Genomic DNA, 25,986 nt, shown 5'->3' on the forward strand with positions numbered 1-25,986 from the left:
CGCACCGAGGGTGCGGGGCTTGACTACGGTAGCGCCGGAATCAGATGGCGCGGACGTCCTGAGCCTGAGGGCCCTTCTGGCCCTGGCCGACCTCGAACTCCACCCGCTGACCCTCATCGAGGGACTTGAAGCCGGAGCCGCTGATGGCCGAGTAATGCACGAAGACGTCGGGGCCGCCTCCGTCTTGGGCGATGAAGCCGAAGCCCTTCTCGCCGTTGAACCACTTGACAGTGCCTTGAGTCATGATTTCTTAAAGTCTTTTCCGTAGATGAGCCATGGCGATCACTTGCGATCAGCCCAGTCTCAGCAGCCAAGTATGCCATACTCGTCGGCAAACTGCGCAGACGGCTTCGTCGGAGGGCGATCTGGGCGGAGTCTGCCCCACCGGTCCGGGCGTGTCGCACCAGGTACGAGCGCCTTGTACGCACCACCGCGCGGGATGTGCGAATCTGGGCACCATGGGTGAGAACGCGGAGCACGGGGACGGCTTCGATCTGGCGATGCGGGTGCTCGACGCGCACGTGGCCTTCGCCAAGGACCAGCTGCTGCGGCGGGAGAGCTTCTTCGAGTTCGTCGAGGAGGAGGTCGACGGCCTGCTCGACGAGACCGAACGGCTGACGCTGGCCGAGGCGGTGACCCGGGACCAGATCAAGGCGGTCGCGCACAAGTACGCGGTGCAGATCCCGGTGGAGGGCGCGATTCCCGAACTCGTCGGCGAGATCGCGGCCCGGCTGTACAACCATCGGGTCAACGACGAGCTCGAGGTGGGCGACGTGGTCGACCCGCGCCGCTTCGACGAACTGGTCGACGCGGTGGCCGAGATGGACGTCACCCATCGGCTGGTGCGGCTGGTGCTGTCGAGCCCGGTCACCGTCGACGCCTGCGTCGAGGCGGTGCAGCGCGCGGTGGTCACCGCCGTCGACGACGGCAAGCACGCGGGCGGCGGGCTGGCGCAGTCGCTGCGCGGCGCCCTCGTACGCCTGGCCGAGCCCGCGCTGCCCGCGATCGAGAACGGCGTCGGCAGGCTCACCCGCACCGGCGCGCGATTCGTGCTGCGCGGCAACAGCACCGACGCCGACGAGGTGCTGCTCGACGGTGCCCGTGCCACCTGGCGCAAGCACACCGGCGACGCGGTCGGTTCCTTCCGCGACCTGGTCTCGGCCGACGATGTCGAGGACACGGTGGTGCTCACGTTCGAGTTCTGGCGCACCTTCCGCGAGACCGGCTACTTCCACGCGCTGCTCGACGAGGGCATCGACCACGTCTTCGACAAATACGGCGACACCCCGCTCACCGAACTGCTCGCCGAACTGGGCATCAGCCGCGAGGACCTGATCGAGGAGGCGCTGCGATTCGGCCCCTCGGTGCTCGAAACCCTCGACGAGCGCGGCTATCTGGATACCGTGTTGCGCCGCAGGCTGGCCCCGTTCTACGCCTCGCCGCAGTTCCGGGACGCGGTGACGGGACCGCGGTAGCCGGGGACCGCGTCCGTCAGTTCCGTTCGGCCGCTGGAGTGTCGGTGTCTGTCGGTACGATCCGTGCAACGATGGGGCGCTGCGCCGTCACCGGATCGCGATCGAAAGGCTGCCGTGACACGTCTGTCCAACCTGCTCGACCAGATCGACTCCGGCGCGGTCCTCCTGCCGGAGTTCCAGCGCGGATACGTGTGGAACCGGGATCAGGTGCGCGGGCTCATGCGGTCGCTGTATCTGGGGTATCCGGTCGGTGGGCTGCTGGTGTGGGAGACCGGATCCGAGGACATCGCCGTGCGCGGCACGGCCACCGGATCGGGCCTGCGGCAGCTGCTGCTCGACGGGCAGCAGCGCATCACCACCCTCTACGGCATCGTGCGCGGGCGCGCGCCCTCGTTCTTCGAGGGCGACGCGATCGCCTTCACCGGCCTGCATTTCGACGTCGAGCGTGAGGTTTTCGAGTTCCAGCTCCCCGGCCGCGACACCAGCCCGGCCTGGATCGACATCACCGAACTCTTCGCCCAGGGCCCGATGCACTACCTGTCCCGGTTCACCGAGGAGTCCCCGGACACGCTGGCGGTCTATCTGACCCGGCTCAACAAGCTGCGCGAGATCACCCATCGCGAGTTCAACGTGGAGACCATCACCGGGTCGGATCGCACCGTCGACGAGGTCGTCGACATCTTCAACCGGGTCAACTCCGGCGGCACCAAACTCTCCAAGGGCGATCTGGCCCTGGCCACCCTGTGCGCGCAGTGGCCGCAGGCCCGCGGCAACCTGCGCGACCACCTGATCCGCTGGGACAAGGACGGCTACACCTTCACCCTGGACTGGTTGCTGCGCAATGTGATCGCCGTCGGCAACGGCCGCGCTCATTTCGACGCGCTCGGCGATCTGGCGCCCGCGGAGTTCGAGCAGGCGCTCAGCGACACCGCCACCCAGGTCGACTCCTTCCTCGACACGGTGGCGGGCCGCCTCGGCCTCGACCACGACCGGGTCCTGATGGGCCGCTACGCCATTCCGGTGATCACCCGCCTGCTGTTCCTCAACGGCGGCCGCTTCGACAACGACCTGCACCGCGACCGGGTGCTGTACTGGTATGTGCACCAGGCGCTGTGGGGCCGGTTCAGCGGCTCCACCGAGACCTTCCTGCAGCAGGACTACGAGACCCTCGAACGCGGCGGGATCGACGCGCTCATCGCCTCGCTGGAGCGCCTGCGCGGCGGCTCGCTGGACCTGTGCGCCGACGATTTCTCCGGCGCCACCCGTGGCTCGCGCTTCTACCCACTGCTGTATCTGCTGACCCGCGTGGACGGTTCGCGCGATCTGGGCTCCGGCACGGAACTGGGCATCGCCCAGTTCGGCGAGCGCACCCCGGTGCAGGTGCACTACCTGTTCCCGAAGACGATGCTGCGCGACGCGGGCTACGAGCGCAACGAGATCAACGCCATCGCCAACTTCTGCTTCCTGAGCCCGGACTCGGAAACCGAACTGGGCGAACGCGATCCCGCCGAGTACCTCGCCGAGGTGGAGCGGCGCCATCCCGGCGTGCTGGCCTCGCAGTGGATTCCGGCCGACCCGGCGCTGTGGCGGGTGGAGAACTACCGCGAGTTCCTGCGGGCGCGCAGGCTGCTGCTGTCGGCGGCCGCCGACGCCTTCCTCGAGCAGCTGCGCACCGGCGCCCTGCACCGGCCGAACCTGGTCAATGTCGGTGTCGCCGGGGCCACCCTGGGCGATCCCGCGGTCGATCAGGTGAACGAGCTGGTCGACGATCTGGTGGCCGACGGCTTCGGCTTCCCGCTGCTCGACAGCGAGGTCGCCGACCCGATCACCGGCCGCGAACTCGCCGTGGCCGAGGCGTTCTGGCCCGACGGCCTGCAGCCAGGTGTCGGCATGCCGGTGGTGCTGGTGTTCGAACCGGCCAATGCCGATCTCACCCGCCTGGCCCAGCTCGGCTACGCGGTGTTCACCTCCGTCGACGCGCTGCGCGGCTATGTCGACAACCTGCGCGTGGAGGCCTCCGGCGATCTCGGCTTCGACGGCCCGGCCGCCGATGTCGCGGCCCTGGCCGAGCGGCTGCCCGCAACCTGGGTGGGCAACTCCGAGCAGGTCTGGTTCCGGTTCGCCTGGAACCTGCTGGAGAAGGACCGGGCCGACGCGGGCGGCGCCGAACTCGGCCCCGAGCTGCTCGCACTGCGCTACATCGCGCTGTGGGCGCTGACCCGCACCTTCTACATCCACGCCTTCGACCAGGGCAATCCGGGCGAGTGGCGCTACTACCTGGGCGACGCGGTCGGCCCCAACCCGCTGATCCCCGGCACCTGGCTGGCCCAGCGCGTGGTCGAGTCCGGCGCGCTGGCGCCCGGCGCGCTGCCCGGCGACGAGGATATCGCCATCGCGCTGGTGCACGGCGTGCTCGGCACCGTCGAGGAGGTCGCCACCGCGCTGACCCACCTGCTCGGCGGTCCCGGCCTGTTCGCCTCGCTGTGGGCCTCGGCCGGGGCCGCCGAGCACTACGGCTATCCGCTGTCGACCGATCAGATCAACGATCTGATCAACCAGGTCGTCAACGATCCGCAGTCCCGCAAGATCCAGGCCTACAACTGGATCGAGGCGGGCCTGCCGCTCTGAGGCGGGCCTCAGAGATCCCTCAGAACCGCCACAGCGGGCTTTGGGATCGCGCCGCTTAGGCTGGCCCGATGATGCGTAAATGGATGGACCGGGCGTTGCTCGGCCTGGGGTGGGGCGCACTGGTCGCGGCGGTGGCGGGGATCGTCCTGCACGCCGGGCACTGGCAGCGGCGGAATCTGGTGCTGCTGGCCTCGGGGGCGATGTGGCTGATGCTGGGCGCCGTGCTCGGCGTGGTGCTGCTGCTCGCGGCGCGCAAGTGGCGCAGCGCGGGCGTGGCCGGGGTGGTGCTGGCGGGGGTGCTGTGGACGCTGGTGCCGCCGTTCGTGCCCGACAGCCGCGCCGCCGACGGTCCGGAACTGGTGGTACTGCAATCGAATCTGCTGTTCGGACAGGCCGACCCGACGGCGGTGGTCGACGCGGTGCGCGGCAACGCGGTCGACGTGCTCACCGTGGACGAACTCACCGACGACGCGATCGTGCGGTTGCGCGCGGCGGGCCTGGAGGAGCAGCTGCCGCACGTCTACCTGGAACCGGCCCGCTCCGGCGGGGGCGGCACCGGCATCTACAGCCGATACCCGTTGCGCGACACCGTGAAATACGACGGCTTCATCATGAGCAATATCTCCGCGACCATGCAGCACCCGCGGCGCGGTCCCGTCGCGGTGTTCGCCTTCCACCCGATCCCGCCGAACCTGAACTTCGATGCCTGGTCGGCGGAGCTGCGCCGGGTCGACGAGATCCTGGCCGGGGTCACCGGGCCCGCGGTGGTCGGCGCGGATTTCAATGCCACCCAGCACCATTCGGCCTACCGGGCCCTGCTGGACGGGCCCTTCGCCGCCGCCGCGGAACAGACCGGTGACGGCGTGCTGCTGACCTTCCCGGCCGATCGCCGCTGGGGTCCGGTGATCGGCATCGACCACATCCTCGTCGCCGGTGGCGTCGCCGAACAGGTGCGCACACTGACCATTCCGGGCAGCGATCATCGCGCGGTGCTGGCCACGGTCCGGCTGGACCACTGACCGATCTCGACTACCATGTGAGCGCTCGACTGCGGACTGCTCGTGTCCGCGTCATTCCCGGGGAGGAATCAGCGCATGATCAGACATCGCTTCGCCGTGACCGCAGCAGCGGCACTGGTGAGCGTCGGCCTTGTCACGACCGGCTGCACGGCGAACACCGTCGCCAGTGACAAGGCCGTCGCGGCCATCGACAATCCGTGGGAGGTGGCGGGGGCGGCCTCGGCCACCGGCCCGAGCGGGCCGCGTTCCGGAGTGCCGGACGCCGACAACAAGGCCGAGAACGGCGACGGCGGCGCGGTCGACCGCCTGGCCCTCAACGCCATCGCCGATATCGAGGAGTACTGGCAGACCGAGTACTCCAAGACCTTCCGCGGCGACTTCAAGCCCGCCTCGAAGTACATCTCGTGGTCGGCGAAGGCATCGGAGTCGGAGGCGGTGGACTTCTGCTTCAGCAGTACCTACGGCTCGATCAACGCCGCGTACTGCCCGCTCAACCACACCATCGGCTGGGACCGCTCGGTCCTGCTGCCGCTGCTGATCGACCGCTTCGACGAGATGTCGGTGGTCATGGTGCTGGCCCACGAATACGGCCACGCCATCCAGGCCCAGGCCGATCTGCTGCGCGGTCTCACCATGGACGCGCTGGTCAAGGAACAGCAGGCCGACTGCCTGGCCGGGGTGTTCCTGCGCCATGTCGCCGAGGGCAACTCGAAGCACTTCACCCTCAACACCACCGACGGCCTCAACGGCGTGCTCGGTGCGACGGTGGCGGTGCGCGACAGCGACCCCAACGACCCGAACGCCGTGCACGGCTCGGCCTTCGAACGGGTCACCGCGGTGCAGCTGGGCTACACCGAGGGCGCCGCGACCTGCAAGGGCATCACCAAGGACGAGATCGCCCAGCGTCGCGGCGGCCTGCCGACTACTTTCGGAGTGAATGAGCGGAACGAGCAGCTACCGATTGACAGTGAGACACTGCGCAACCTGGCTTCTCAGCTGGCTAAATCGATGCCGGTGAAGAACGCGCCGACCTTCGAATATGGGGGAGTTACCCGAAATTGCTCCTCGACGACTACCACCGAACCGGTGTCGTACTGTCCGGGCAGCAACACCATCAGTACTGATGTGCCCGCGCTCGCCAAGCTCGGCGGCGAGGTCTCGACCGACAAGGACGAGTCACTATCAGCGGTCGTCACCGGCGATTACAACGCGGCGGTGGTCTTCGTGTCGCGCTACGCCCTGGCGGTCCAGCAGGATCGCAAGTTGTCGCTGACCGGCGCCGAGTCGGCGGGCCTGCGCACCGCCTGCCTGTCCGGCGCGCTGACGACGAAACTCAGTGATCCGAGCAGTGATCCGAGGCTGTCGGCAGGCGACCTCGACGAGGCTGTGTCCGGACTGCTGGCAGACGGGCTCGCTGCCAGCGACGTCAATGGCAAAGTTGCGCCGAGCGGGTATCAGCGCCTCGAGGCATTCCGTATGGGCGTCATGGACGGTGAAGAAAGGTGCCTGAATCGGTTCGAATAATTCCGACATGCTGCTGGGGTGCCGCGTTGGCTTGCCAGGTCGCGAAACCCAGATGTTGGCATGGTGAGTCATGCTCCGCAGCAAAGAGTTTCGGCGATTGACACCGATGTGATCAGATGTAACGATGGAGGCAGTCGGTCGCTGAGTTGGAGGGGCCATCTGGCCGACTCGGGGTGAATTCCTACGTGGCCATTACGGAGTATGAGGATTCCGGTAATGTTCAAGAAACTGATGTCTGCTGCCTTTATCGGCGCGTCTTCCTGTGCCATTCTCTATCCGGTCTCGGCAACGGCGGACCCGGGCGAGTTCAACTCGGTTCTGGTGCGTGAGTTCGACACCGAAAGCGAGTGTATGGCGTGGGTACAAACGCAGTCGTACTACACCTGGTGTAGGCAGAACGACAACACCAGCACGCACCCGGGTGACGCGAATCGTGTTGGGAAGTGGCAGCCTCGTTAGGCGGCGCGTGCCGGGGATGTAAGGTACTCGTGCCAATTGGAGGGCAACCCCGCCTGACCATTCAAGTAGTAACCAGGCATAGGTGAGTATTCTCGGCGAATGAAACCGACATCCGATCTGGGGTCGACCGCATTGCGTGGTCGACCCCAGATCGATGAATCGGTGTCCGCAATCGTTGTTGGCGGAGTATTCAATTTATCGAGTGGATGGAAACCCTGGTGGCCTTGCGGAACAGGCCGTGCGAGTTGCTGCCAACCTGGAAGTCGACCCGTGTCCCCGGCTGAATTGAGGTTAGATCGCCCTCGAATTCATGTTCCGAGAACCACACATCACCGGCCTTGTCGGCGATCACGCCGACGAACCAGTAACCCAACCACCATCGCACCACGCCATCGAGGGAGTCATCTGGTCGATGGCCCGCACCAGCGCGACCATACGGCACCGACACCGTGGGGTCGCTCTCCCGATACCATCCGGTATCCCCCGGCACCAGCGGCTGGTCGCCGCCCCCGGGATCGGTCGGCCAGACCATGCCGGTCTTCGACAAGATGTCGTCTTGAAGATGGCTGGCCAGTTGGCAAGCCACCGACTCCGGGCTAGCTCCCTGCTGCGGGTGAAATCCCATCTCGACCCCCAGAGACGGAATTCGGATGCTGATCGAGCTCCGACTCTGGGGATCTGTGGTGTCAGACTGTGTGGAATTGACTTGGACCTCGTACCCCAGGCCTGCAGTGATGTCGTCGGCCAGTAGCTGCGCACCCGTGACGGGATTGAGTTCGATCACAAGGCAATTCTTTCACATTGTTATGGAATGACACATCGGTTGAGCGGTGTTACGTAGAGGTTCTTACCGGCAGCATGGGCAGCCTCGACGTGAAAGACAGAACCGGAGTGGTACCGAGCGGTGCCGTCGATGAACACAGTCCAGTCGTATCGGCCCGGAACGTCAGCTGTGATGTTGATGAACCAAGCCCAGCTCACCACGCCGATGGGGTCACCATCGTTGGATGGTCTCGTGTCGATGGTCAGCTTTCCCCACTCGGTGGCAACAACATAGTTGCTACATAGGGGCAAGCTCTCCGCGTGCGAGAGTTGTCACAGTCGCTATTGCGCCGAGAATGATGCTCCACGCACTATGAACCACTTATTGTTGAACATGTCGCCCCGTGAGTCTCCGACGTTACCGGCGTTCGGTGCGTCATTGGAATTGGACGGGACATGCCGATCCGAGGTTCCGTCGATCGTGGGTGACTTGGATCATATGTGACAGGGGATGCCCATGGTTCGATGCTGTTGGTCAGGGCGAAGGTGGATGGTGCCGTTTACTGACGCACAGGCAGGGACCGGAGGGAGCTGAGGGTGTTCGCCACCGCGCGGGCGGCCTCGGCTCCCTTCGTCACGAAATGGTTCGTGTAGTAGTCCACGTGCTCGCTGTGCTCGTGGAAGTGGTGCGGGGTGAGCACCACCGAGAACACCGGCACATCGGTGTCGAGCTGTACCCGCATCAGGCCGTCGATCACCGCCGAGGCGACGAAGTCGTGCCGGTAGATGCCGCCGTCGACGACCAGCGCCGCGGCCACGACCGCGTCGTAGCGGCCGGTGCGGGCCAGCCGCTGCGCGTGCAGCGGGATCTCGAAGGCGCCCGGCACATCGAAGACCTCGACCGCCGCCGGATCGAGCCCTAGTCCGGCGTACTCGGCGAGGAAGCCCTCGTGTGCCTTGGTGACGATGGAGCTGTGCCAGCTGGCGCGGATGAAAGCGACGGCGCCGGAAGAGGTGTTTCCCATGGGCGGAGTCTACTCGGCGATAAGTTACCCGTCGGTAATATGGGTGGTGTTCAGTGGACGGGCACCGGCGCCCGCCGCGCGGCAGCGCACATGCGGCCCGGTCAGGCCTCGGGCAGATGTCCGCTCAGCCAGTCGGTGACGTCGCCGAGCACCTGTTCCTTCTCGGGTTCGTTGAAGACTTCGTGGAACAGTCCGGGGTAGCGCAGCACGGTGAGGTCGGCCGAGCCCGCGTCGCGTTCGAGCACGTCGGCGCTCGACGGCGCGGCGATGGTGTCGTCGGTGCCGTGCAGCACCAGCAGCGGGGCGGTGAGGGCGTCGAGGCGCTGTTTGACCAGCGCGGTGTGCTGGAGGATCTCCACCGCGGTGCGCGCGGGCAGCTTGCCGCGGAACACCAGCGGGTCCTCGTCGTAGGCCCGGATCACCTCGGGGTCGCGGCTGATGGTCGACGAATCCAGGGTCAGCACACCGAGATTCGGGGCCACCCGGGTGAGCAGGGGTGCGGCCAGGCGCTGCAGCGGGTTGCCGAGCGGGATGTCCAGCGGCGGTGCCGAGACCACGATGCCCGCCACGTCGACGGGCCCGCGGGTGGCCAGGTGCAGCACCACCAGGCTGCCCATCGAGTGCCCGAGCAGGAACCGGGGCACGCCGGGATGGGCGGTGCCCGCGAGGTCGAGCAGCGTGGCCACATTGTCGGCGGCGGCCTGCATCGAGCCGATATTGGCCGAGCTCCCCTCGGAGAGCCCGTGCCCGACATGGTCGAGCGCGTAGACGGCGAAACCCGCGTCCGCCAGCGCCGACCCGACGTGTTCGTAGCGTCCGGAATGCTCGGCGACCCCGTGGACGAGCACCACCACCGCGCGCGGAGCAGACCCGGGTTCCCATGCGCGCCAGGCGATCCGGCCGCCATGGCCCGCGAATTCGCCGGTATCGGTCGTCATCACCGTGCTCCTGTGGGGTCGGGCGCCGGGGCGGCGAGCCGCTCGATCAGGCGCCGGTTGAACTCGATGAGCCGAGCGTAGTTCAGCCGCGAGAGCCGCTCGTCGGTTCCGTGGATCCGGGTCAGGTCCGTCGCGGTCAGCACGATGGGCGCGAAGTTGCAGCGGGTCTCGGCCAGGCCGTCGAAATGCCGGGAGTCGGTGGCGCCGGGCACCAGCCCGGTGGTGGTGACGATCCCCGGCACGAGTCCGGTGGCCAGCTCGTCGATCAGGTCGAAGGCCGGGCCGGGCCCGGTGACCCGCGAGGGCTCGGAGGTGGCCCCGTCGAGCTCGACCGCCACCGCGTCGTCGCGGATCACCCGGCGGCAGTGCGCGACCACCTCGGCGACCGAATCACCCGGCAGGATCCGGAAATTCACCAGCGCCTCGGCGCTCTGCGGCAGCACATTGGCCTTCACCCCACCGCTGATCACGGTCGGCGCGGTGGTGGTGCGCACCAGCGCCGCGGTGGTCGGGGCCGCGGCGAGGATCCGGGTGATCAGCGGGGTGGTCAGCACGCTCAGGCCGCGAGTGCCCGCGAGTTCGAGCAGCGTGCGGCGCGGTTCGGGCATGGCCACCCGCATCCGGGCGAGCATGTCGGCGATCACCGGGGTCAGCCGCAGCGGCAGGGGGTTGTCCTGGACCCGGGCGACCGCGCGAGCGAGCCTGCCCACCGCGGTCTGCGTGCCGGGCATCGAGGAATGCCCGCCCGCGTCGGTGACCGACAGCCGCACCGTCGCGAACCCCTTCTCGCCGAGCATGATGGTCGCCACCGGCCGGTCGACCCCGTCGACCACGTCCTGGGTGATCACCCCGCCCTCGTCGAGCAGCAGCCGCGCCCGCACGCCCGCCGCCCGCAGGTGTGCCGCCATCGGCACCGCGCCGTCAGCGCCCAGCGCCTCCTCGTCGTGGCCGAACGCCAGATACACGGTATGGCGGGGGCGCAGCCCGGCGGCCAGTGCCCACTCGACGGCCTCGAGAATGGCCAGCACCCGGCTCTTGTCGTCGATCGCGCCGCGACCCCAGATGTAGTCCTCGTCGACCACCCCGGCGAACGGCGGATGGGTCCAGAGCTGCGCGTCCTCGGCGGGGACCACATCCTGGTGGGCGAGCAGAATCGCCGCGACCGGGCCGGGGTCGGTGCCGTCCCAGCGGTAGAGCCTGCTGCGGCCGAAGGTGGTCAGCGTCAGGTGCGCGTGGACCAGCGGGAACTCCGCCGCCAGGTGGGCGGCCAGGGCGGCGAACTCCGCGTCGGCGTCGTGCCCGGGGTCCTCGGCCGACACCGTCGCGCAGCGCAGGGCGACGGCGAGGCGTTCGGCGGTCGCGTCGTCGACACCGTCGGTGACGGGGGAGTACGCCTGGTTCTCGATGATCGGCCGCATCCGGTCATTCTGGCCGGTCGGCGGCGGTCGCGCCGGGAAAAGCGGGCCGAATCGCCGCGCCGCGGGCCGCCGGGCGTCAGGCGGTCCGACCGGCCGGTGGCACGCCATCTAAGCTGACAGCATGGCAGGAGGCAAGGGCGGCAAGCCGTCGAAGGAAGCCAAGGCCGCGGCTAAAGCGGCCCGTAAGCAGGCATCACGCGAGCGGCGTCAGCAGTTGTGGCAGGCGTTCAACATGCAGCGCAAGGAAGACAAGGCGCTGCTGCCGCTGATGATCGGCGCACTCGTCGGCACCGCGGTGGTGTTCTTCCTCGTCGGTCTCATCTTCGACCTGCAGTGGTTCCTGCTGCCGCTCGGTGTGCTGCTCGGTGTGCTGCTGGCGTTCATCATCTTCGGGCGCCGCGTGCAGAAGAACGTCTACCGCAAGGCCGAGGGCCAGGCGGGCGCGGCGGCCTGGGTGCTGGAGAACCTGCAGGGCAAGTGGCGGGTGGCCAACGGCGTCGCCGCGACCACCCAGCTCGACGCGGTGCACCGCGTCATCGGCCTGCCCGGCGTGATCTTCGTCGCCGAGGGCTCCCCGCAGCGGGTCAAGTCGCTCATCTCGCAGGAGAAGAAGCGCACCGCGCGCCTCATCGGCGACACCCCGATCTACGAGGTGATCGTCGGCAACGACGAGGGCCAGACCCCGCTCAAGGATCTGCAGAAGTTCCTCACCAAGCTGCCGCGCAATATCGACGTCAAGCGGATGGACCAGATCGAGGGCAGGCTCGCCGCGCTCAGCTCACGCAGCGGCCCGGCCATGCCGAAGGGCCCGATGCCCCCCGGCGCCAAGATGAAGGGCATGCAGCGCGCGATCCGTCGCCGCTGAGCCACCGCGTTTCCCGCCGAGCCCGGCACCTGATCGCAGGTGCCGGGCTCGCCTCGTCTCAGGCGTCGGCCGCCCGGCCGGTCAGCAGCCAGCGGATCCGGTCGTGGGCCAGCAGGTGGTAGCCGACGAGCACGGCCGCCGAGAGCAGCGCGAGCCGGGGCAGTCCGGCGGCCCACAGGGCCCCGGCGCCACCGAACAGCACGGCGAACTCGACCAGCAGCCGGACCGGACCGGCGACCGGCACCGGCGACTCGCCGCTACGGCTGGGATCGCCGGGCACAGTGAACACGCCCCACACCGTGGCGGCGGCGATCGGCAGCAGCCCGACGAGCAGGTAGCGCCACGGCGAGTCGAACGCCAGCCAGCCGTAGACACCGAACGAGACGATGGCGATCAGTTCGAGCAGGAACCGGACGGCCAGCATGGCCGGATTCAGGGACACGGCCGCAGCGTATCGGCTCGGTGGGTCCGCCGCGCGCTACCGCATCATCGTCGAGACCCGCCGCTGGGCCGAGATGATCGATCAGCTCCGGCCGTCACCGGCCGGGCGGCTCAGCGCGCGTTGACCAGCGCGGTCCCGGTGGCCCGGTCGTGCATGCCGCGGCCGTCGGCGTCGGTGAACAGCGCGGGCACCACGAACACGATCAGCACCTGGCGCGCCAGCGCGCGCACGAACCCGACCGCCACCGGGGCGTCGATCCGCAGCACCCGCAGCTTCATGAAGTACTGGCCGGGGGTGAACCCGAACAGCGTCACCGCGGCCACGCCCACCACGAACCACACCAGCAGCGGCACCGACGAGCTCGCGAAGCTGCGGGTGATCACCGCGGCGACACCCACCGCGATGAACCAGTCCAGGAACAGCGCCACGACCCGGCGCCAGGTGGGCGCCAGCGAGCCCGCGCCCGTGCGCGGCAGGCCGTAGAGCTCACCGGGATACCCGGCGACGTCCTCGTCGCCCGGTTCCGCGGGATTGCCGGAGAGCCATGTGCCGGTGATGCGAGCCATGGTCTCCAGGATAGAGGCGCGCCGACGGCCGCTCACGACCGCATTAGTGGAGGTCACGTCGCCACGCGCGGGCACGGATGGCAGGATGAGGCATGCAGGTCGCGCCCGGATGGCAGACATCACCCCGAATCCGGCACGCGTAACACTGGCGAAACACAGCCTTGACTGTAGGGAAACACCGCGTCCATAGCGTCTGGTCGCGACGAACCCCTCGTAGCGATTGCTCGCAGGTCGCTCGAAATGGTCAGTATCGTGACTGGCTGGGAACCGATCCGTAAGGAGAACAAGTGACGTTCAGCACGGCCGAAGAGGTCATCCAGTACATCAAGGAAGAGGACATCGAATACGTCGATATCCGCTTCTCCGACCTGCCCGGCGTCCAGCAGCACTTCTCGATCCCGGCCAAGGCGTTCACCGCCGACCTGGCCGAAGAGGGTCTGGCGTTCGACGGCTCCTCGGTGCGTGGCTTCCAGTCCATCGACGAGTCGGACATGCTGCTGCTCCCCGACTTCAGCACCGCGCGGATCGACCCCTTCCGTGCCGCGAAGACGCTCAACCTGAACTTCTTCGTGCACGACCCGTTCACCCGCGAGGCCTACTCCCGCGACCCGCGCAACATCGCGCGCAAGGCGGAGGAGTACCTGCGTTCGACCGGCATCGCCGACACCGCCTACTTCGGTGCCGAGGCCGAGTTCTACATCTTCGACGGCATCCGCTACGGCTCGGGCATGAACGGCTCGTTCTACGAGATCGAGTCGGTCTCGGGTTCGTGGAACACCGGCAACGAGTTCAACCCGGACGGCAGCCGCAACCTCGGCTACAAGGTCCGCAACAAGGGTGGCTACTTCCCCGTCGCCCCGTACGACCACTACGTCGACCTGCGCGACAAGATCTCGACCAACCTGCAGAACGCGGGCTTCGAGCTCGAGCGCGGCCACCACGAGGTCGGCACCGCCGGTCAGGCCGAGATCAACTACAAGTTCGGCACCCTGCTGGGCGCCGCGGACGACCTGCAGCTGTTCAAGTACATCGTGAAGAACACCGCGTGGCAGGAAGGCAAGTCCGTCACCTTCATGCCGAAGCCGCTCTTCGGTGACAACGGCTCGGGCATGCACGTGCACCAGTCGCTGTGGAAGGACGGCAAGCCGCTGTTCCACGACGAGTCGGGCTACGGCGGTCTGTCGGATCTGGCGCGTCACTACATCGGCGGCATCCTGCACCACGCCCCGTCGCTGCTGGCGTTCACCAACCCGACCATCAACTCGTACCACCGTCTGGTGCCGGGCTACGAGGCCCCGATCAACCTGGTGTACTCGCAGCGCAACCGCTCGGCCGCCGTGCGTATCCCGGTGACCGGCAACAACCCGAAGGCCAAGCGCATCGAGTTCCGCGCGCCGGACTCCTCGGGCAACCCGTACCTGGCCTTCGCCGCCATGATGATGGCGGGTCTGGACGGCATCAAGAACAAGATCGAGCCGCTGGCCCCGGTCGACAAGGACCTCTACGAGCTGCCGCCCGAGGAGGCCAAGAACATCCCGCAGGCCCCCACCTCGCTGGCGACCGTCATCGACCGCCTCGAGCAGGACCACGACTACCTCACCGAAGGCAACGTCTTCACCGAGGACCTGATCGAGACCTGGATCCAGCTCAAGCGCGACAACGAGATCGCCCCGGTCAACCTGCGCCCCCACCCGTACGAGTTCGAGCTGTACTACGACGTCTAAGTCGTACCAGCCGATCCGTCGGTAGCAGTACCTGACAACACCCGCCACACCATCCCGGTGTGGCGGGTGTTGTCTATTCTGGCGGTCACCGTAGGTTTCCTACTCGCTTTGATATGACGGGTCGGTGGGTGAGATCGAGCACGGGATCGGGGAAGGGCCTGCTCAGCGCGTGAGTTTGTCGTTGCCCGATGGCACCGCGGACGCGGTGCGGCGGCGGGTGGGGAAGCGGGAGTTCTCCGCCTTCGTCACCGCGGCGGTCGAGCGGGAGTTGTGGGGGGCAGGTGCTCGACGAGTACCTGGCCGATGACGAGGATCGGGTCGGGCCGATCTCCGAGGAGGAGCAGCGCGCGGCGCGCGAGCTCTTCGACACCGCCCTCGCCGAATCCGGTGAGTGGCCGAGCACCAGCTGAGGGAGCCGATGCGGATCGGCCGTCCGGCTGATCTCCACCTAGGCGGCGCGCCCAGGGTTGTGGGGGCTGGACTCCGGCGGGGTGGACGGACATAGTCCAGGGGTGCGATGGGGTTTTGTGGTGCGGGTGATGGCCGGGGTGGCGTTGGTGCTGGGGATGGCCGCGCCCGTGTCGGCCGAGCCGGTGACGGTGGCGTTCACGTGGACGCAGGAGTATTTCACCGCGGCGGATGGGACGCGGTTGCATGCCGATGTATTGCGGCCGCCGGGGGTGGGGGCGGCGGAGCGGACGCCGGTGTTGCTGACGGCGAGTCCGTATCGGGCGCATCTGGCGTATCTGTCGCAGCCGCGACCCGAGGGTGGGCCGTCGACGGATAATCTGCCGGTCGAGTGGGCGCTGCGGGCGGGGTACACGTATGTGATCGTCGATCTGCGGGGGTTCGGCGGGTCCAACGGATGCCCGGATTTCGGTGGGCCGGGGGAGCGGTCGGATGTGTTCGCCGCGGTGGAGTGGGCGGCGAGCAGGCCGTGGTCGACCGGGCGCGTCGGCGTGGTCGGTACCTCGTATGAAGGCTGGACCGGGATGATGGCGCTGGCCGGGAAGCCGGAGGGACTGGCGGCGGTGGCCGCGTTCGAGCCGGTCGTCGACCCGTTCTCGTACCTGTACATGCAGGGCATCGCCTGGAAGTTCGGCGGCAAGCCGCTGACCGAGGACGGCGTCCGCCCCGCCGACACCGCGGGCGCCGAACACCTCGCCATCGCCGCGACCCCCGGCCACTGGGACGACTCCCCGGAATACCGGGCCAACGCCCTCGCGATGACCGAGCAGTGCGCCAGCGACTACCTCGCCCTCACCACCGACCACGACGCCACCAACCCCGGCTGGCGCGACCGCGACATGATCGACGCCCTGCGCGGCAACACCACGCCACTGTTCCTCGGCCAGAGCTTCCTCGACTCCAACACCCGCGCCGACCGCGTCCTCGAGGCCTGGGAGGCGCGCGGCCCCGGCGAGCACCGCGCCTGGTTCGGCCAGTGGGGTCACTCGGACTGCCGGGAGAAATGCGGCACCCCGCAATTCGCCGGTGAGCTGTACGCCTTCCTCGACCGGCATGTCGCCCGCGCCGATATCGAGGTCCCCGGCCCGCCGGTCACCGTCGGCCAGTTCGACGGCGGCTGGCGCGGCGAATCCGTCTGGCCCCCGGCCGATTCCCGCCGCACCGCGATCGACCTGCGCACCGGCACCTACACCGACCGCGGCCTGCTCCCCGGCCCCGACCGCGAAATCTGGTCCATCACCGAACCTTTCACCACCCCCGTCCACCTGGCAGGCCGCACCACCGCCACCCTCGCCCTGACCGGCCCGCCCGAGGCCACCGTCACCGTCGAGCTCTACGACATCGCCCCCGACGGCCACGCCACCGTCATCACTCGCGGCATCGCCCCGGTCCGCCCGCAGACCGAGGTCCGCCTGCTCTGGCAGGACGCCCGCCTCGCCACCGGCCACCGCCTCGGCGTCCGCATCACCGATGTCGTCGACGACGCCTGGTCCCACACCCCCGCCAACGCCGCCGTCACCGTCACCGCCGCCCGCCTCGACCTCCCCCTCCTCACCACCCCGCGGGACCTGAACCTCCCCGGCGGCGTCCCGACCTGGCACGCCCGCTGGCGCACCGTCGAAACCACCGACCTCACCCCGGAATTGCTCGCCGACCCCACCCACCGCATCGAACTCGACGCCCCGGCAGGCTGACGGGCACGATGGCCGAGTGGAAACCCCGTTCATCCCGCCGCACTGCCGCCTGGTGCCGGAGTCCCAGCGCTACCGCAGGAAGGTGGTCCGCGACCTGCGCTACGACGGTGAAACTCTCACCGTCGCCATCCAGGGTCTCGGATTCTCCTACGCCAAGGTCGTCTTCCGTGACCCGAGCGGATTCCGGGTGCTCGACGAACTCGATCTGAGAGAATTCTGGAGTACCTACAGCGAACCGAACGGCTGGCTGTGGGAGGTCGTCCGGGGTGGCTGGCACGATCTCGAACGCACCCGCCCGAGTTACTGGTGCGAGGACGGCGCGCTGAGGGAATACCTGCTCATCGACGACAAGTGCGTCAGTGTGCTGTGCGCGGACCCGCCCGAGATCATCGACCTCGGCACGGACCCCATACGGAACTGATCACCACGCGGAACTGATCACCACGCCACTCGACGTCTCCGCGGCGGACGGGATCTCGCCGCGCACGATCGCCGCGACCTGCGCCGGATGGGTCACCTGCGGGTAGTGTCCGGTGCCGTCGACCGTGTGCACCGGATGGACGGTGGGCTCGGTCAGCGGGTCGTCCGCGCCGACGACGATATCGACCGGAACCGTGACGCGCGCGAGCTTCTCGGCGAGCTCGGCGCGCGACGCCCCGGCCTGTCCCAGCGCCGTGAAGGTCCGCCGCGCCACCCCCGGTCGCCGCAGATTCGCTGCCGCCGACGCGATCGCCGGTCCCACGGGAACCCCCAGTCGCGCGGCGAGCGTCGCGACCGGCAGCCGCCGCACGACTTCCCCGGCCACCGGCGAACCCAACCACCACGCGGCGGGCTTCTGCAAGAACGCGGGCGCGATCAGCACCAGCCGCGACACCCGCTCCGGATGCCGCAGCGCGAATTCGACCGCCGCCCAGGAACCGAACGAATGCCCGACCAGCACCGGCCGCGACCGCACCGGCGCCATCAGCTCTTCGGCCCACTCCCCGATCGACAGCGCGGACGGGGCCGAGCGACCGATGCCGGGCATATCGGCCCGCAGCACCGGCCCGTCCAGCTCGCGCGCGAGCTCGTTCCAGGATTCGCCGTCGACCGGAATGCCGTGCAGCAGAACATAGCCGGGGTTCGCCCGCTCCCCGGCCAGCCACGTCCCGTTTCGGAACCCCGAGCCCGGCACCGGAACCACCTTCCCGTTGCGGCTCGCCACGATCCCGTCGGCGTAGCTCGTCAGCAGCTCGGCCACCGGGGGATGCTCGATCCCCAGCCGCCGGGCGACCTCGTCGGCGGCGGTGGTGTCGTACCGGTCGCTGCTGATGAAGGTCAGCGCCTCGGGATCGGCGTGCGTCAGCGCGCGCGGCAGCCTGCGTACCAGCGCGGTCGGGAGCGTGAAACGCGGTGTGGGAACACCCAGATGCGCGGCGACGAGCCGGATCAGTTCGGGCAGCACCGGCGTCGCCGGATCGAGCAGGGGATAGGACTCGCCGACGGTGTCGGGCAGGGTGGGCAGCCCCGCGAGGAACCGGGCGACATAGCCGAGATCGACCACCGGAATGAAGGTTTCGGCCGACCCCGGAAGCGCGGGCAGCTGGCCCTGCCACAGATTGTCGATGATGTCGGCGAGCCCGAAATACTGCCCTGGCCCGAGCACCCCGGCCGGGTTGGCGAAGGTCAGCGGAATGCCACGCTCGGCCGCGAGCGCGCGAAGCATCCCGTCGGCCTGGATCTTCGACGCCTCGTAGGCCCCGTCGCGATAGTCACGCGGCCCCTCGGCCGCCACCCGGTAGCCGGTGATGTGCACGACCCGGCGCAGCTCCGGTTGCCGCCCCGCCCATTCCAGCACGTGCCGGGCACCGTCGACATTGACCCGCCGCGCCACCTCGGCATCGAGCCCGAACTTCATCAGCGCCGCCGCGTTGTACACATCGCGCACCCCCTCGACGGAATCGCCGAGCGCGAGATCCGGTTCGCCGATATCGGTGGTGACGATCCGCAGCCCCGCGGTCTCGACCTCCTGCGCGGCCAGCCAGTCGCGCAGCCGGTCTTCGCTGCCCGCTCGGAGCGCGGCGGCGACGGTGTGCCCGGTGCGCAGCAATTCGGCGACCAGCGAACGGCCGATGAACCCCGCGGCCCCGAAGACGATGGAGTCGGTGTGAACCATGATGCCCTACTTTCAGTAGACCGATTTACATATTTTCTGTCGATGAGCCGGGCCGGACCGGCGACGAACTCAGACCAGGATGTCGATGGTGTCGGCGAGCTGCCGCAGCGGCCGCCGTGAACGATGTGCCCGCGCCAGCACCAGCCCGCCCTCGATCAGTGCGAGCGCGGCCGTGCTGACTCGCTCCGGCTCGGGATGGCCGAACCCGATCAACCGCTCCCGCAGAGCGTCCTCCCAGAGCCGATAGGTGGCCGAACATGCCTGCTGCACAGCATCATTGGTGGACGCGGTATCCAGCGCGACCGCCGCGACCGGGCACCCGACCGTCCAGTCCGAGGCCTCGAGCCGATCGCCGAGGAAGGTGATGACCTGGCGGGCGAGATCGCGCGCGTCACTCGCCTCGGTGGTGCGGATCATCTCCGCGATCTCGATCCCGCTGTCGGCCACCGCGGCGGCCACCAATTCGTCCTTGCCGCCGGGGAAATGGAAGTACAGCGACCCGCGCGGCGCGCCGCTGGTCCGCACGATCTGATTCAGTCCGGTGCCGAAATATCCGTGCGACTCGATCAGCGATCGCGTCGCCTTGATCAGCTTGCAGCGCGTCTCGGCGCCCTTCGTGCCCACAGACAAAAACTAGACCGGTCAACATATTTTTGCAAGGGGGTGGCTCAGCGCCCGGTCAGCAGCCCGGCCGCCGAGGCGCACAGGCGGTCGATAATGGCGGCCGCTGGTTCGATGTGGGTGACCAGCCCGACGCCTTGACCCGCGTCGACCGGCGCCAGGCGCGGATCGTCGGCGGCGATGGCCGCGCGCAGCCGCTCGGTGGAGGGCCGCTGATCGTCGTCGAGCCACGGATCGGTGAACTCGTTGCGCAGCACCCGGGCCGGGTAGATCGGCGGCCACGGCAGGTCGAGGGCCTCGTCGAAGGAGGTGGTCAGGACCGTGCCGGTGGAGTCGGCGGCCAGCATGGCCAGCCGGGCGGGTTCGGGCAGCAGCGATTCCTCGGCGGCGGCCAGGCAGGTGCCCAGCCACGCGCCCGCCGCGCCCGCCGCGAGCACCGCCGCGAGGGTGCGTCCCGAGCCGATCCCGCCCGCGGCCAGCACCGGCACGGTGGCGATCTCGAGCACGGCGTCGAGCAGCGGCATCAGGGCCATCCGGTCGGCGCCATGCCCGCCGCCCTCGTTGCCGCGCGCCACCAGGATGTCGATCCCGGCGTCCTGGGCGCGATGCGCGCCGGGCGCGTCGTAGACCTGGGTGACCGCCAGAATGCCCGCCGCCCGCACCCGCGGCACCCAGGAGAAATCCGTCCCGAAACTCACCGACAGGATCCGCGGTCGCGCCGCGATCGCGGCCTCGAGCAGCCCGGTTTCGCGCTGCCGCACCCAGTCGACCAGCCCGATCCCGTCGACCGGCCCCTCCGCCGCCGCCAGCTCGCGCTCCAGCGCCTCGACCGACCCGGCACTGCCCATGCCGATCATGCCGAGCCCGCCCGCCGCCGACACCGCGCGCGCCAGCCGTCCACCCGCCGCGCCGCCCATCGGGGCATTGACCACGGGCACCCGCAGTCCCAGCTCCCGTGACCACGGTGTCGACAGATCCAGCTCGGGCATCGGTGCGCCTTTCTCCCGGGACAGTGCCGCCTCCATCATGGCAGCCCGGCCGACCGGTCCGGGGGAGCCTGTGGCCCATCGCGACCGAGTACCGGCAGCGCGAGCGTCTCGAAGCGCTGCCAGGCCTGGTCGGTCGGCAGGGCGGTGGCGGGGTCGATCATGTCGGCGATCAGCCCGAGCAGTCCCCCAGGACAGGAACGTGAAAGGTGGACCGGCCCACGTTCGCCCTGGCGATGATATCGCTGACGCGCACCCGGTCGTAGCCGCGCTCGATCATCAGCTCGATCAACCGGCCTGGTCATCGAGGGCATGCTCCGCTACAACCTGTTCACCACGGCCTACTTCCTGGCAGGCAGCGCAGGCTGCTCGCCGAATTCGTCGCCCTGTCCGGTGCGCGGCCGGGCGCGGACACCCTCGATATCGGCTGTGGCCCCGGCAAACTCGTGCGGGCACTCGGCGCGGCGGTCGGGCCGGACGGGTCGGCGATGGGTGTCGACCCGTCGGCGACCGCGATCTCCGGCAACCGCCGCCGTGACCGGAACGCCCACCATCGCTACGAGGTCGGCCCGGCCCAGGATCTGCCGCTGCGCGCACTCGGCTTCGCCGATCCCCGCTACACCCCGAGCCGGGACCAGACCGGCATCCTCACCGCGACCAAACCCCGGTAGCTGTCCCGATCGCGGCATTCCTGTCGGTGGGCTCGGCTAGGGTCGATCCCGACGGAGCAATCGAACACGGGGGTGTCACATGGAGTTCGGCAGCGTTGCCCAGCAGGAAGCCGAGGCGCGGGAGTTCGCCCGCGCCGCGCACGGCGATCAGAAGTACGGTCAGGCGCCGTACCTCACCCATCTGGCCGCGGTGCGCGGCGTGCTCGCCGATTTCGGTTACGACGGGCCGCACGGCACCGCCGCCTGGCTGCACGATGTCATCGAGGACACCCCGGTGACCGCCGAGGAGGTCGAATCCCGTTTCGGCCGTGCGGTTCTCGACCTCGTCTGGGCGGTCACCGGCATCGGCCCCGACCGCAAGGCCCGCAATCTCAACGCCTACGAGAAGATCGCCGCCCACCCACCCGCGGTCATCCTCAAACTGGCCGACCGCACCGCCAACGCCGAAGCCAGTCCCCCCGACAGCAGCTGGATGGGCATGTACCGCACCGAACACGCCCTGTTCAAGGCCCACCTCGGTGACCTGCTGGCCGACGATCCCACCGTCGCCCGCATGTGGGCCCGCCTGGAGCGTCGCCTCGACCTCACCGTCACCCCGCCGACCACCGAACAGTGGGCCGAGATCGACCGCCTCTTCGCCGCGGGCGACAAACAGGCCGCCATCGACGCGGTGTGCGCGGCCTTCGAATGCACCCGCGACGAAGCGGAATCAGTGCTCATCGAACGCAGTTAGCCGCGACGGGATGCCGGGCGAGCCGCGCGCTCACCGCGTCCTGCACCGCGAACTCGAGCGCGGTCATCTCAGAACGACTGCCAGGCGGGCTTGTTCGCGAGCGCGTACCGGTAGTAGTCGGCGAGTTTCAGTTTGCTCGCCGCGGCCTCGTCGATCACCACGGTGACGTGCGGATGCCACTGCATGACCGAGGCGGGGCAGAACGCCGCCAGCGGGCCCTCGGCGGCGGCCGCGATGGCGTCGGCCTTGCCCGCGCCCAGCGCGATCATCACCAGATGCCCCGCGTCCCGGATGGTTCCGAGCCCCTGGGTGAGCACGTGGTGGGGTACGTCCTCGGGCCCGTCGAAGAAGCGGGCATTGTCCTCGCGGGTCTGTGCGGTGAGCGTCTTCACCCGGGTGCGGGAGGTGAGCGCCGAGCCCGGTTCGTTGAACCCGATGTGCCCGTCGGTACCGATCCCGAGCAGCTGCACATCGATCCCGCCCGCCGCGGCGATCGCGGCGTCGTAGCGGCGCCCCTCGCCCGCGATGTCCCCGGCCTCGCCATTGGGGCTGAGCACCCGGGTCGGGTCGAGATTGACATGGTCAACGAACTCCGACCGGATCACCGAGAAATACGACTGCGGATGCTCCCTGGGCAGACCCACGTACTCGTCGAGCAGGAACGCGCTCGCCGTGGCGAAATCGAGCTCGCCCGCGCGATACCGGCGCGCCAGCTCCTGATAGCTGCCCAGCGGCGAGGACCCGGTGGCCAGTCCCAGGATCGCGTTCCCGCGCTCGACATAGCCGCCGACGATATCGGCGACCGTGCGCGCCACCTCGTTCTCGTCCGCCCGGATGACGATTTCCATCAGGTTCCCTCCGTTCCGGCGACGAACACCCGCCGCGGCTGCAATGACTGATCGGTGACGAGCAGATCCGCGCGCATCCCGACCGCGAGCCGCCCGCGCTCACCGTCGACGCCGAGCACGCGCGCGGGCGTGCGGGTGGCGGCGGTGACCGCGTCGGCCAGCGGCACGCCGGCCACCCGCACCGTCCAGCGCAGTACGTCCACGAGCCGGGCCGTGCCGCCCGCGATGGCGCCGGGTGACCCGTCCTCGGTGGCCAGCCGGGCGACCCGGTCGCGCACCCGCACGTCGAGCGCCCCGAGCCGGTAGTCGCCGTCGCGCATGCCCGCCGCCGCCATCGCGTCCGAGACCAGCGCGATCTGGTCCGGCCCCACCGTGTCGAACACCATGGCGACGGTGTCCGGCGCGAGATGCACGCCGTCGGCGATCAATTCGACCACCATGTCCCCGCGACCGGCCGCGGCGAGGCAGGCGGCGACCGGACCGGGGGAGCGGTGGTGCAGTTCCGGCATCCCGTTGAACAGATGCGTCGCGGTGATCGGCCCACCCGCCGCGGCCCGGATCCGCGCGGTCGCGGTGGCGGCGTCGGCATCGGTGTGCCCGAGGCTGGGCAGCACCTCGTGGCGGCGCATGACGGCGAGCAGGTCCGCGAAGTGCGCGGTCTCCGGCGCCACCGTCATCGAGCGGACCGTGCCCCGTGCCGCCGCGAGCACCCGCTCGAACAGCGCCGGATCACCGGGAACGATCGCGTCCGGATCCTGCGCCCCACACCGCACCGCATTGAGGAACGGCCCTTCGAGATGCACCCCGAGCAGCTCCCCGTCCTCGACCAGACCGGCGAGCATCGCCGCCTGCTCGACCAGCACCTCCGCCCGCGCCGACACCAGACTTCCCAGCAACCCGGTCGTCCCGTACTCCCGATGATGCGCCGCGGCCACCCGAGCCCCCGCCGCGTCCGCGTTGGGAAACCCGAACCCGGCCCCACCGTGACAGTGCAGATCGATCAGCCCGGGCAGGACCACCTCGGCGCCGAACTCTGGAAGCTGTTCGGGCGCAGGATATTCGGCGGCGCTACCCACCCAGCGGATCCGCCCGTCGGCGAACTCCACCACCCCGTCGGCGATCTCACCGGTCGCGGTACCGACGAGCCGACCCCGCACGATTCCCATCACGGCCACCCTCGGGACGACGACCTGATTCGCGACGACGGCCCCCGCGCCGCCCAATCCGCGCGCGGCCGATCGGCAGCAGGCTCCCGGCACCCCACCGCCATCGAGCTCCCGTCGTCACGTCGCACGATCACGCACGTCCGATGATCGCCGCCACCGCGTCCCGCGCGGCCTGCGGATTCCGGGCCGACCTCGCCGCCTCGGCCGCCTCCCGGCATCGCTCGATCGCGACCCCCGCCAAGGCCACCCGCACCCCGGGCAACGCGGGCGTCGACATCGACAGACTCGTCACCCCGAGCCCCACCAGCACCGGCGCCAGCATCGGATCCGAGGCCGCCTCACCGCACACCCCGACCGGCTTCCCCGCCGCCGACCCCGCCGCCCCGACCATCGCGATCAGATCGAGCACCGCGGGCTGCCACGGATCGAGCAGATGCGCGAGCCCCCCGGCCATCCGGTCCACCGCGCAGGTGTACTGGCTCAGATCATTGGTGCCGATACTCACGAAATCCAGCCGCTCCAGCAGATCCGGCGCGCGCAGGGCCGCCGCCGGGATCTCGATCATCGCGCCCACCGTCGTCAGCCCGGACTCCCGTGCCAGCGCGGCGAATCCGGCCGCCTCGTCGGCGGTGGCCACCATCGGCGCCATCACCCACAGATCCGCCCCCGTCGCCTCTCCGGCCCGTGCCAGCGCGGTGAGCTGAGTGGTGAGCGTGTCCGGGAAGACCGTGCCGATCCGCAGCCCGCGCACACCGAGCGCCGGATTCTCCTCGGTGCCCAGATCGAGGAAGGGCAGCGGCTTGTCGGACCCGGCATCGAGCGTGCGCACCACCACCCGCCGCCCGGCGAACTGCTCGAGCACCGTGCGGTAGGAAGCGGTCTGCTCGTCGAGCGAGGGCGCCGACGCCTTGCCCAGATACATGAACTCCGTCCGGAACAGGCCGACCCCCTCACTGTCGACCGGTCCCGCCTTCGCCGCGTCGTCGACGGTGCCGATATTCACCAGCAGCCGCACCGGCGTCCCGTCGGCGGTGTGCCCCGGCCCGCTCGCCGCCGCGAGCCGGGCCGCGTCGGCGGCCGCCCGCTCGGCCGCGACCTGCTGCCGTGCCGGGCTCGGATCGATGACCACCTCGCCGGTCCCGCCGTCGAGCAGCACCGGCGCGCCCTCGATCAGCCGATCGGTGTCGGGACAGTTCACCACCGCGGGCAGACCCAGCGATTTCGCGAGAATCGCGGTGTGGCTGGTGGGGCCACCCTCGGTGGTGAGCAGCCCGACCACCTCGCTGTCGCCGAGCATCGCGGTATCGGCGGGCGCGAGATCCCGCGCGACCAGCACGAACGGATACCCGGGTGCCGGAATGCCGGGCATCGGCTGGCCGAGCAACACCGCGACGGTGCGCCCGCCGATATCGCGCAGGTCGGTCGCCCGCTCGGCCATGTACCCGCCCAGCGCCTCGAGCTTGGCACAGAACCCCTCGAAGGCCAGCTGCACCGCGTGCGCCGTCGGCATGCCCGCCGCCAGCTCCTTCTCGGTGGCGGCCACGATGCCTGGATCCCGTGCCATGGTCGCCGACATGGTCAGGATCTCCGCGGCGACTCCGGTCACCCGTTTCGCCCTGGCCTGCATCTCGTCGGCCACCCCGCCGAGCGCCTCCTGCACCCGGGCGAGCTCCGCCTCGGGGGAGCCGCCGACCGGATCCTGCGCGGAGGTCTCGAGCTGCGAACCGAAGCGCAGCCACGGCGCGGACACCACACCGGGACTCACCCCGAGGCCACGGATCACCAGTTCGGACATCGGG

General features: G+C 69.4%; 27 protein-coding genes. 12 read left to right on the forward strand and 15 right to left on the reverse strand.

What is annotated here, in order from left to right; genetic code table 11:
- Window positions 1-40: 40 nt before the first annotated feature.
- The gene (locus tag WA675_RS09035) at window positions 41-244 is read right to left on the reverse strand and encodes a cold-shock protein (RefSeq protein WP_019046048.1); all 204 of its coding nucleotides are present in this window, start codon (window positions 242-244) and stop codon (window positions 41-43) included.
- A 214-nt stretch (window positions 245-458) separates the two neighbouring features.
- On the opposite strand from WA675_RS09035, the gene WA675_RS09040 reads away from it, so the two are divergent.
- The 5 genes from WA675_RS09040 to WA675_RS09060 all read left to right on the forward strand — a co-directional run bounded on the left by WA675_RS09040 (window position 459) and on the right by WA675_RS09060 (window position 7,105).
- Window positions 459-1,475 carry a hypothetical protein gene (locus WA675_RS09040; RefSeq protein WP_336083520.1) on the forward strand — a complete coding sequence of 339 codons (1,017 nt, stop codon included), beginning with the start codon at window positions 459-461 and terminating at the stop codon, window positions 1,473-1,475.
- Between the two features lie 114 nt (window positions 1,476-1,589).
- Entirely contained in the window at window positions 1,590-4,103 is a 2,514-nt protein-coding gene (locus WA675_RS09045) for a GmrSD restriction endonuclease domain-containing protein (protein WP_336083522.1), read from the forward strand.
- Between the two features lie 68 nt (window positions 4,104-4,171).
- The gene (locus WA675_RS09050; protein WP_336083524.1) at window positions 4,172-5,122 is read left to right on the forward strand and encodes an endonuclease/exonuclease/phosphatase family protein; all 951 of its coding nucleotides are present in this window, start codon (window positions 4,172-4,174) and stop codon (window positions 5,120-5,122) included.
- A gap of 75 nt (window positions 5,123-5,197) precedes the next feature.
- A complete protein-coding gene (locus WA675_RS09055) occupies window positions 5,198-6,646 on the forward strand; it encodes a metallopeptidase (RefSeq protein WP_336083525.1) in 1,449 nt (482 codons plus the stop codon).
- A gap of 216 nt (window positions 6,647-6,862) precedes the next feature.
- Window positions 6,863-7,105, forward strand: a complete 243-nt coding sequence (locus WA675_RS09060; RefSeq protein ID WP_336083526.1) for a hypothetical protein — start codon at window positions 6,863-6,865, stop codon at window positions 7,103-7,105.
- 190 nt (window positions 7,106-7,295) lie between these two features.
- Here the strand turns inward: WA675_RS09060 and WA675_RS09065 are convergent, their stop codons facing one another.
- The 4 genes from WA675_RS09065 to WA675_RS09080 form a co-directional block, all read right to left on the reverse strand.
- Complete coding sequence (locus tag WA675_RS09065) at window positions 7,296-7,889, reverse strand: hypothetical protein (protein WP_336083528.1); 594 nt, start codon at window positions 7,887-7,889, stop codon at window positions 7,296-7,298.
- Between the two features lie 538 nt (window positions 7,890-8,427).
- Window positions 8,428-8,892: a 6,7-dimethyl-8-ribityllumazine synthase gene (locus tag WA675_RS09070; RefSeq protein WP_336083529.1), complete on the reverse strand. Its 465-nt coding sequence runs from the start codon at window positions 8,890-8,892 to the stop codon at window positions 8,428-8,430.
- Window positions 8,893-8,993: 101 nt separating this feature from the next.
- Window positions 8,994-9,830, reverse strand: a complete 837-nt coding sequence (locus tag WA675_RS09075; protein WP_336083531.1) for an alpha/beta hydrolase — start codon at window positions 9,828-9,830, stop codon at window positions 8,994-8,996.
- Window positions 9,830-11,248: a M20/M25/M40 family metallo-hydrolase gene (locus WA675_RS09080; protein WP_336083533.1), complete on the reverse strand. Its 1,419-nt coding sequence runs from the start codon at window positions 11,246-11,248 to the stop codon at window positions 9,830-9,832. The genes WA675_RS09075 and WA675_RS09080 overlap by 1 nt, the downstream gene beginning before the upstream one ends.
- Window positions 11,249-11,369: 121 nt before the next feature.
- On the opposite strand from WA675_RS09080, the gene WA675_RS09085 reads away from it, so the two are divergent.
- Window positions 11,370-12,113 (forward strand): DUF4191 domain-containing protein, encoded by a 744-nt coding sequence (locus WA675_RS09085; RefSeq protein WP_336083535.1) that lies wholly within the window; start codon window positions 11,370-11,372, stop codon window positions 12,111-12,113.
- Between the two features lie 58 nt (window positions 12,114-12,171).
- Here WA675_RS09085 and WA675_RS09090 read toward each other — a convergent pair whose 3' ends face one another.
- Window positions 12,172-12,555, reverse strand: a complete 384-nt coding sequence (locus WA675_RS09090; protein ID WP_336083537.1) for a YrdB family protein — start codon at window positions 12,553-12,555, stop codon at window positions 12,172-12,174.
- A 110-nt stretch (window positions 12,556-12,665) separates the two neighbouring features.
- Window positions 12,666-13,121: an RDD family protein gene (locus WA675_RS09095; protein ID WP_336083538.1), complete on the reverse strand. Its 456-nt coding sequence runs from the start codon at window positions 13,119-13,121 to the stop codon at window positions 12,666-12,668.
- A 287-nt stretch (window positions 13,122-13,408) separates the two neighbouring features.
- On the opposite strand from WA675_RS09095, the gene glnA reads away from it, so the two are divergent.
- The 4 genes from glnA to WA675_RS09115 all read left to right on the forward strand — a co-directional run bounded on the left by glnA (window position 13,409) and on the right by WA675_RS09115 (window position 17,428).
- The gene (glnA, locus tag WA675_RS09100) at window positions 13,409-14,845 is read left to right on the forward strand and encodes a type I glutamate--ammonia ligase (RefSeq protein WP_336083540.1); all 1,437 of its coding nucleotides are present in this window, start codon (window positions 13,409-13,411) and stop codon (window positions 14,843-14,845) included.
- A 281-nt stretch (window positions 14,846-15,126) separates the two neighbouring features.
- Window positions 15,127-15,255: a hypothetical protein gene (locus WA675_RS09105; RefSeq protein ID WP_336083542.1), complete on the forward strand. Its 129-nt coding sequence runs from the start codon at window positions 15,127-15,129 to the stop codon at window positions 15,253-15,255.
- Between the two features lie 102 nt (window positions 15,256-15,357).
- Window positions 15,358-17,007, forward strand: coding sequence for a CocE/NonD family hydrolase (locus WA675_RS09110; RefSeq protein ID WP_336083544.1), 1,650 nt, complete (start codon window positions 15,358-15,360; stop codon window positions 17,005-17,007).
- 16 nt (window positions 17,008-17,023) lie between these two features.
- Complete coding sequence (locus tag WA675_RS09115; protein ID WP_336083546.1) at window positions 17,024-17,428, forward strand: hypothetical protein; 405 nt, start codon at window positions 17,024-17,026, stop codon at window positions 17,426-17,428.
- Here the strand turns inward: WA675_RS09115 and WA675_RS09120 are convergent, their stop codons facing one another.
- The 5 genes from WA675_RS09120 to WA675_RS09140 form a co-directional block, all read right to left on the reverse strand.
- Complete coding sequence (locus WA675_RS09120) at window positions 17,429-19,162, reverse strand: alpha/beta fold hydrolase (protein WP_336083548.1); 1,734 nt, start codon at window positions 19,160-19,162, stop codon at window positions 17,429-17,431.
- Between the two features lie 69 nt (window positions 19,163-19,231).
- Window positions 19,232-19,786, reverse strand: coding sequence for a TetR/AcrR family transcriptional regulator (locus WA675_RS09125; RefSeq protein ID WP_336083550.1), 555 nt, complete (start codon window positions 19,784-19,786; stop codon window positions 19,232-19,234).
- Between the two features lie 44 nt (window positions 19,787-19,830).
- Window positions 19,831-20,772 (reverse strand): NAD(P)H-dependent flavin oxidoreductase, encoded by a 942-nt coding sequence (locus WA675_RS09130; protein ID WP_336083552.1) that lies wholly within the window; start codon window positions 20,770-20,772, stop codon window positions 19,831-19,833.
- Between the two features lie 35 nt (window positions 20,773-20,807).
- Entirely contained in the window at window positions 20,808-20,933 is a 126-nt protein-coding gene (locus WA675_RS09135; protein ID WP_336083554.1) for a hypothetical protein, read from the reverse strand.
- Window positions 20,934-20,941: 8 nt separating this feature from the next.
- Window positions 20,942-21,061, reverse strand: a complete 120-nt coding sequence (locus WA675_RS09140; protein ID WP_336083556.1) for a TetR family transcriptional regulator — start codon at window positions 21,059-21,061, stop codon at window positions 20,942-20,944.
- 94 nt (window positions 21,062-21,155) lie between these two features.
- Between WA675_RS09140 and WA675_RS09145 the strand changes: the two genes are divergently transcribed.
- A complete protein-coding gene (locus tag WA675_RS09145; protein ID WP_336083622.1) occupies window positions 21,156-21,440 on the forward strand; it encodes a methyltransferase domain-containing protein in 285 nt (94 codons plus the stop codon).
- Window positions 21,441-21,519: 79 nt separating this feature from the next.
- Window positions 21,520-22,173: an HD domain-containing protein gene (locus WA675_RS09150; RefSeq protein WP_336083558.1), complete on the forward strand. Its 654-nt coding sequence runs from the start codon at window positions 21,520-21,522 to the stop codon at window positions 22,171-22,173.
- A 68-nt stretch (window positions 22,174-22,241) separates the two neighbouring features.
- Here WA675_RS09150 and nagB read toward each other — a convergent pair whose 3' ends face one another.
- From nagB to ptsP, 3 genes are all read right to left on the reverse strand, one after another.
- Window positions 22,242-23,021, reverse strand: coding sequence for a glucosamine-6-phosphate deaminase (gene nagB / locus WA675_RS09155; RefSeq protein WP_336083560.1), 780 nt, complete (start codon window positions 23,019-23,021; stop codon window positions 22,242-22,244).
- Window positions 23,021-24,187: an N-acetylglucosamine-6-phosphate deacetylase gene (locus WA675_RS09160; RefSeq protein WP_336083562.1), complete on the reverse strand. Its 1,167-nt coding sequence runs from the start codon at window positions 24,185-24,187 to the stop codon at window positions 23,021-23,023. Before WA675_RS09160 ends, nagB begins: the two co-directional genes overlap by 1 nt.
- Window positions 24,188-24,317: 130 nt before the next feature.
- On the reverse strand, window positions 24,318-25,982 hold the full coding sequence (gene ptsP / locus WA675_RS09165) for a phosphoenolpyruvate--protein phosphotransferase (protein WP_336083623.1): 1,665 nt from the start codon (window positions 25,980-25,982) through the stop codon (window positions 24,318-24,320).
- Between the last annotated feature and the right edge of the window lie 4 nt (window positions 25,983-25,986).

Source organism: Nocardia sp. SSK8, assembly GCF_037034205.1.
Lineage (GTDB): Bacteria > Actinomycetota > Actinomycetes > Mycobacteriales > Mycobacteriaceae > Nocardia.

What these genes read in the sequence shown, in the direction of transcription:
- ptsP (WP_336083623.1), bottom strand. Translation starts at nt 25,982, where the DNA reads ATGTCCGAACTGGTGATCCGTGGCCTCGGGGTGAGTCCCGGTGTGGTG.
- WA675_RS09050 (WP_336083524.1), top strand. Translation starts at nt 4,172, where the DNA reads ATGATGCGTAAATGGATGGACCGGGCGTTGCTCGGCCTGGGGTGGGGC.
- WA675_RS09055 (WP_336083525.1), top strand. Translation starts at nt 5,198, where the DNA reads ATGATCAGACATCGCTTCGCCGTGACCGCAGCAGCGGCACTGGTGAGC.
- WA675_RS09120 (WP_336083548.1), bottom strand. Translation starts at nt 19,162, where the DNA reads ATGGTTCACACCGACTCCATCGTCTTCGGGGCCGCGGGGTTCATCGGC.
- WA675_RS09150 (WP_336083558.1), top strand. Translation starts at nt 21,520, where the DNA reads ATGGAGTTCGGCAGCGTTGCCCAGCAGGAAGCCGAGGCGCGGGAGTTC.
- WA675_RS09080 (WP_336083533.1), bottom strand. Translation starts at nt 11,248, where the DNA reads ATGCGGCCGATCATCGAGAACCAGGCGTACTCCCCCGTCACCGACGGT.
- WA675_RS09060 (WP_336083526.1), top strand. Translation starts at nt 6,863, where the DNA reads ATGTTCAAGAAACTGATGTCTGCTGCCTTTATCGGCGCGTCTTCCTGT.
- WA675_RS09160 (WP_336083562.1), bottom strand. Translation starts at nt 24,187, where the DNA reads ATGGGAATCGTGCGGGGTCGGCTCGTCGGTACCGCGACCGGTGAGATC.
- nagB (WP_336083560.1), bottom strand. Translation starts at nt 23,021, where the DNA reads ATGGAAATCGTCATCCGGGCGGACGAGAACGAGGTGGCGCGCACGGTC.
- WA675_RS09130 (WP_336083552.1), bottom strand. Translation starts at nt 20,772, where the DNA reads ATGCCCGAGCTGGATCTGTCGACACCGTGGTCACGGGAGCTGGGACTG.
- WA675_RS09075 (WP_336083531.1), bottom strand. Translation starts at nt 9,830, where the DNA reads ATGACGACCGATACCGGCGAATTCGCGGGCCATGGCGGCCGGATCGCC.
- WA675_RS09070 (WP_336083529.1), bottom strand. Translation starts at nt 8,892, where the DNA reads ATGGGAAACACCTCTTCCGGCGCCGTCGCTTTCATCCGCGCCAGCTGG.
- WA675_RS09095 (WP_336083538.1), bottom strand. Translation starts at nt 13,121, where the DNA reads ATGGCTCGCATCACCGGCACATGGCTCTCCGGCAATCCCGCGGAACCG.
- WA675_RS09135 (WP_336083554.1), bottom strand. Translation starts at nt 20,933, where the DNA reads ATGATCGACCCCGCCACCGCCCTGCCGACCGACCAGGCCTGGCAGCGC.
- WA675_RS09035 (WP_019046048.1), bottom strand. Translation starts at nt 244, where the DNA reads ATGACTCAAGGCACTGTCAAGTGGTTCAACGGCGAGAAGGGCTTCGGC.
- WA675_RS09040 (WP_336083520.1), top strand. Translation starts at nt 459, where the DNA reads ATGGGTGAGAACGCGGAGCACGGGGACGGCTTCGATCTGGCGATGCGG.
- WA675_RS09085 (WP_336083535.1), top strand. Translation starts at nt 11,370, where the DNA reads ATGGCAGGAGGCAAGGGCGGCAAGCCGTCGAAGGAAGCCAAGGCCGCG.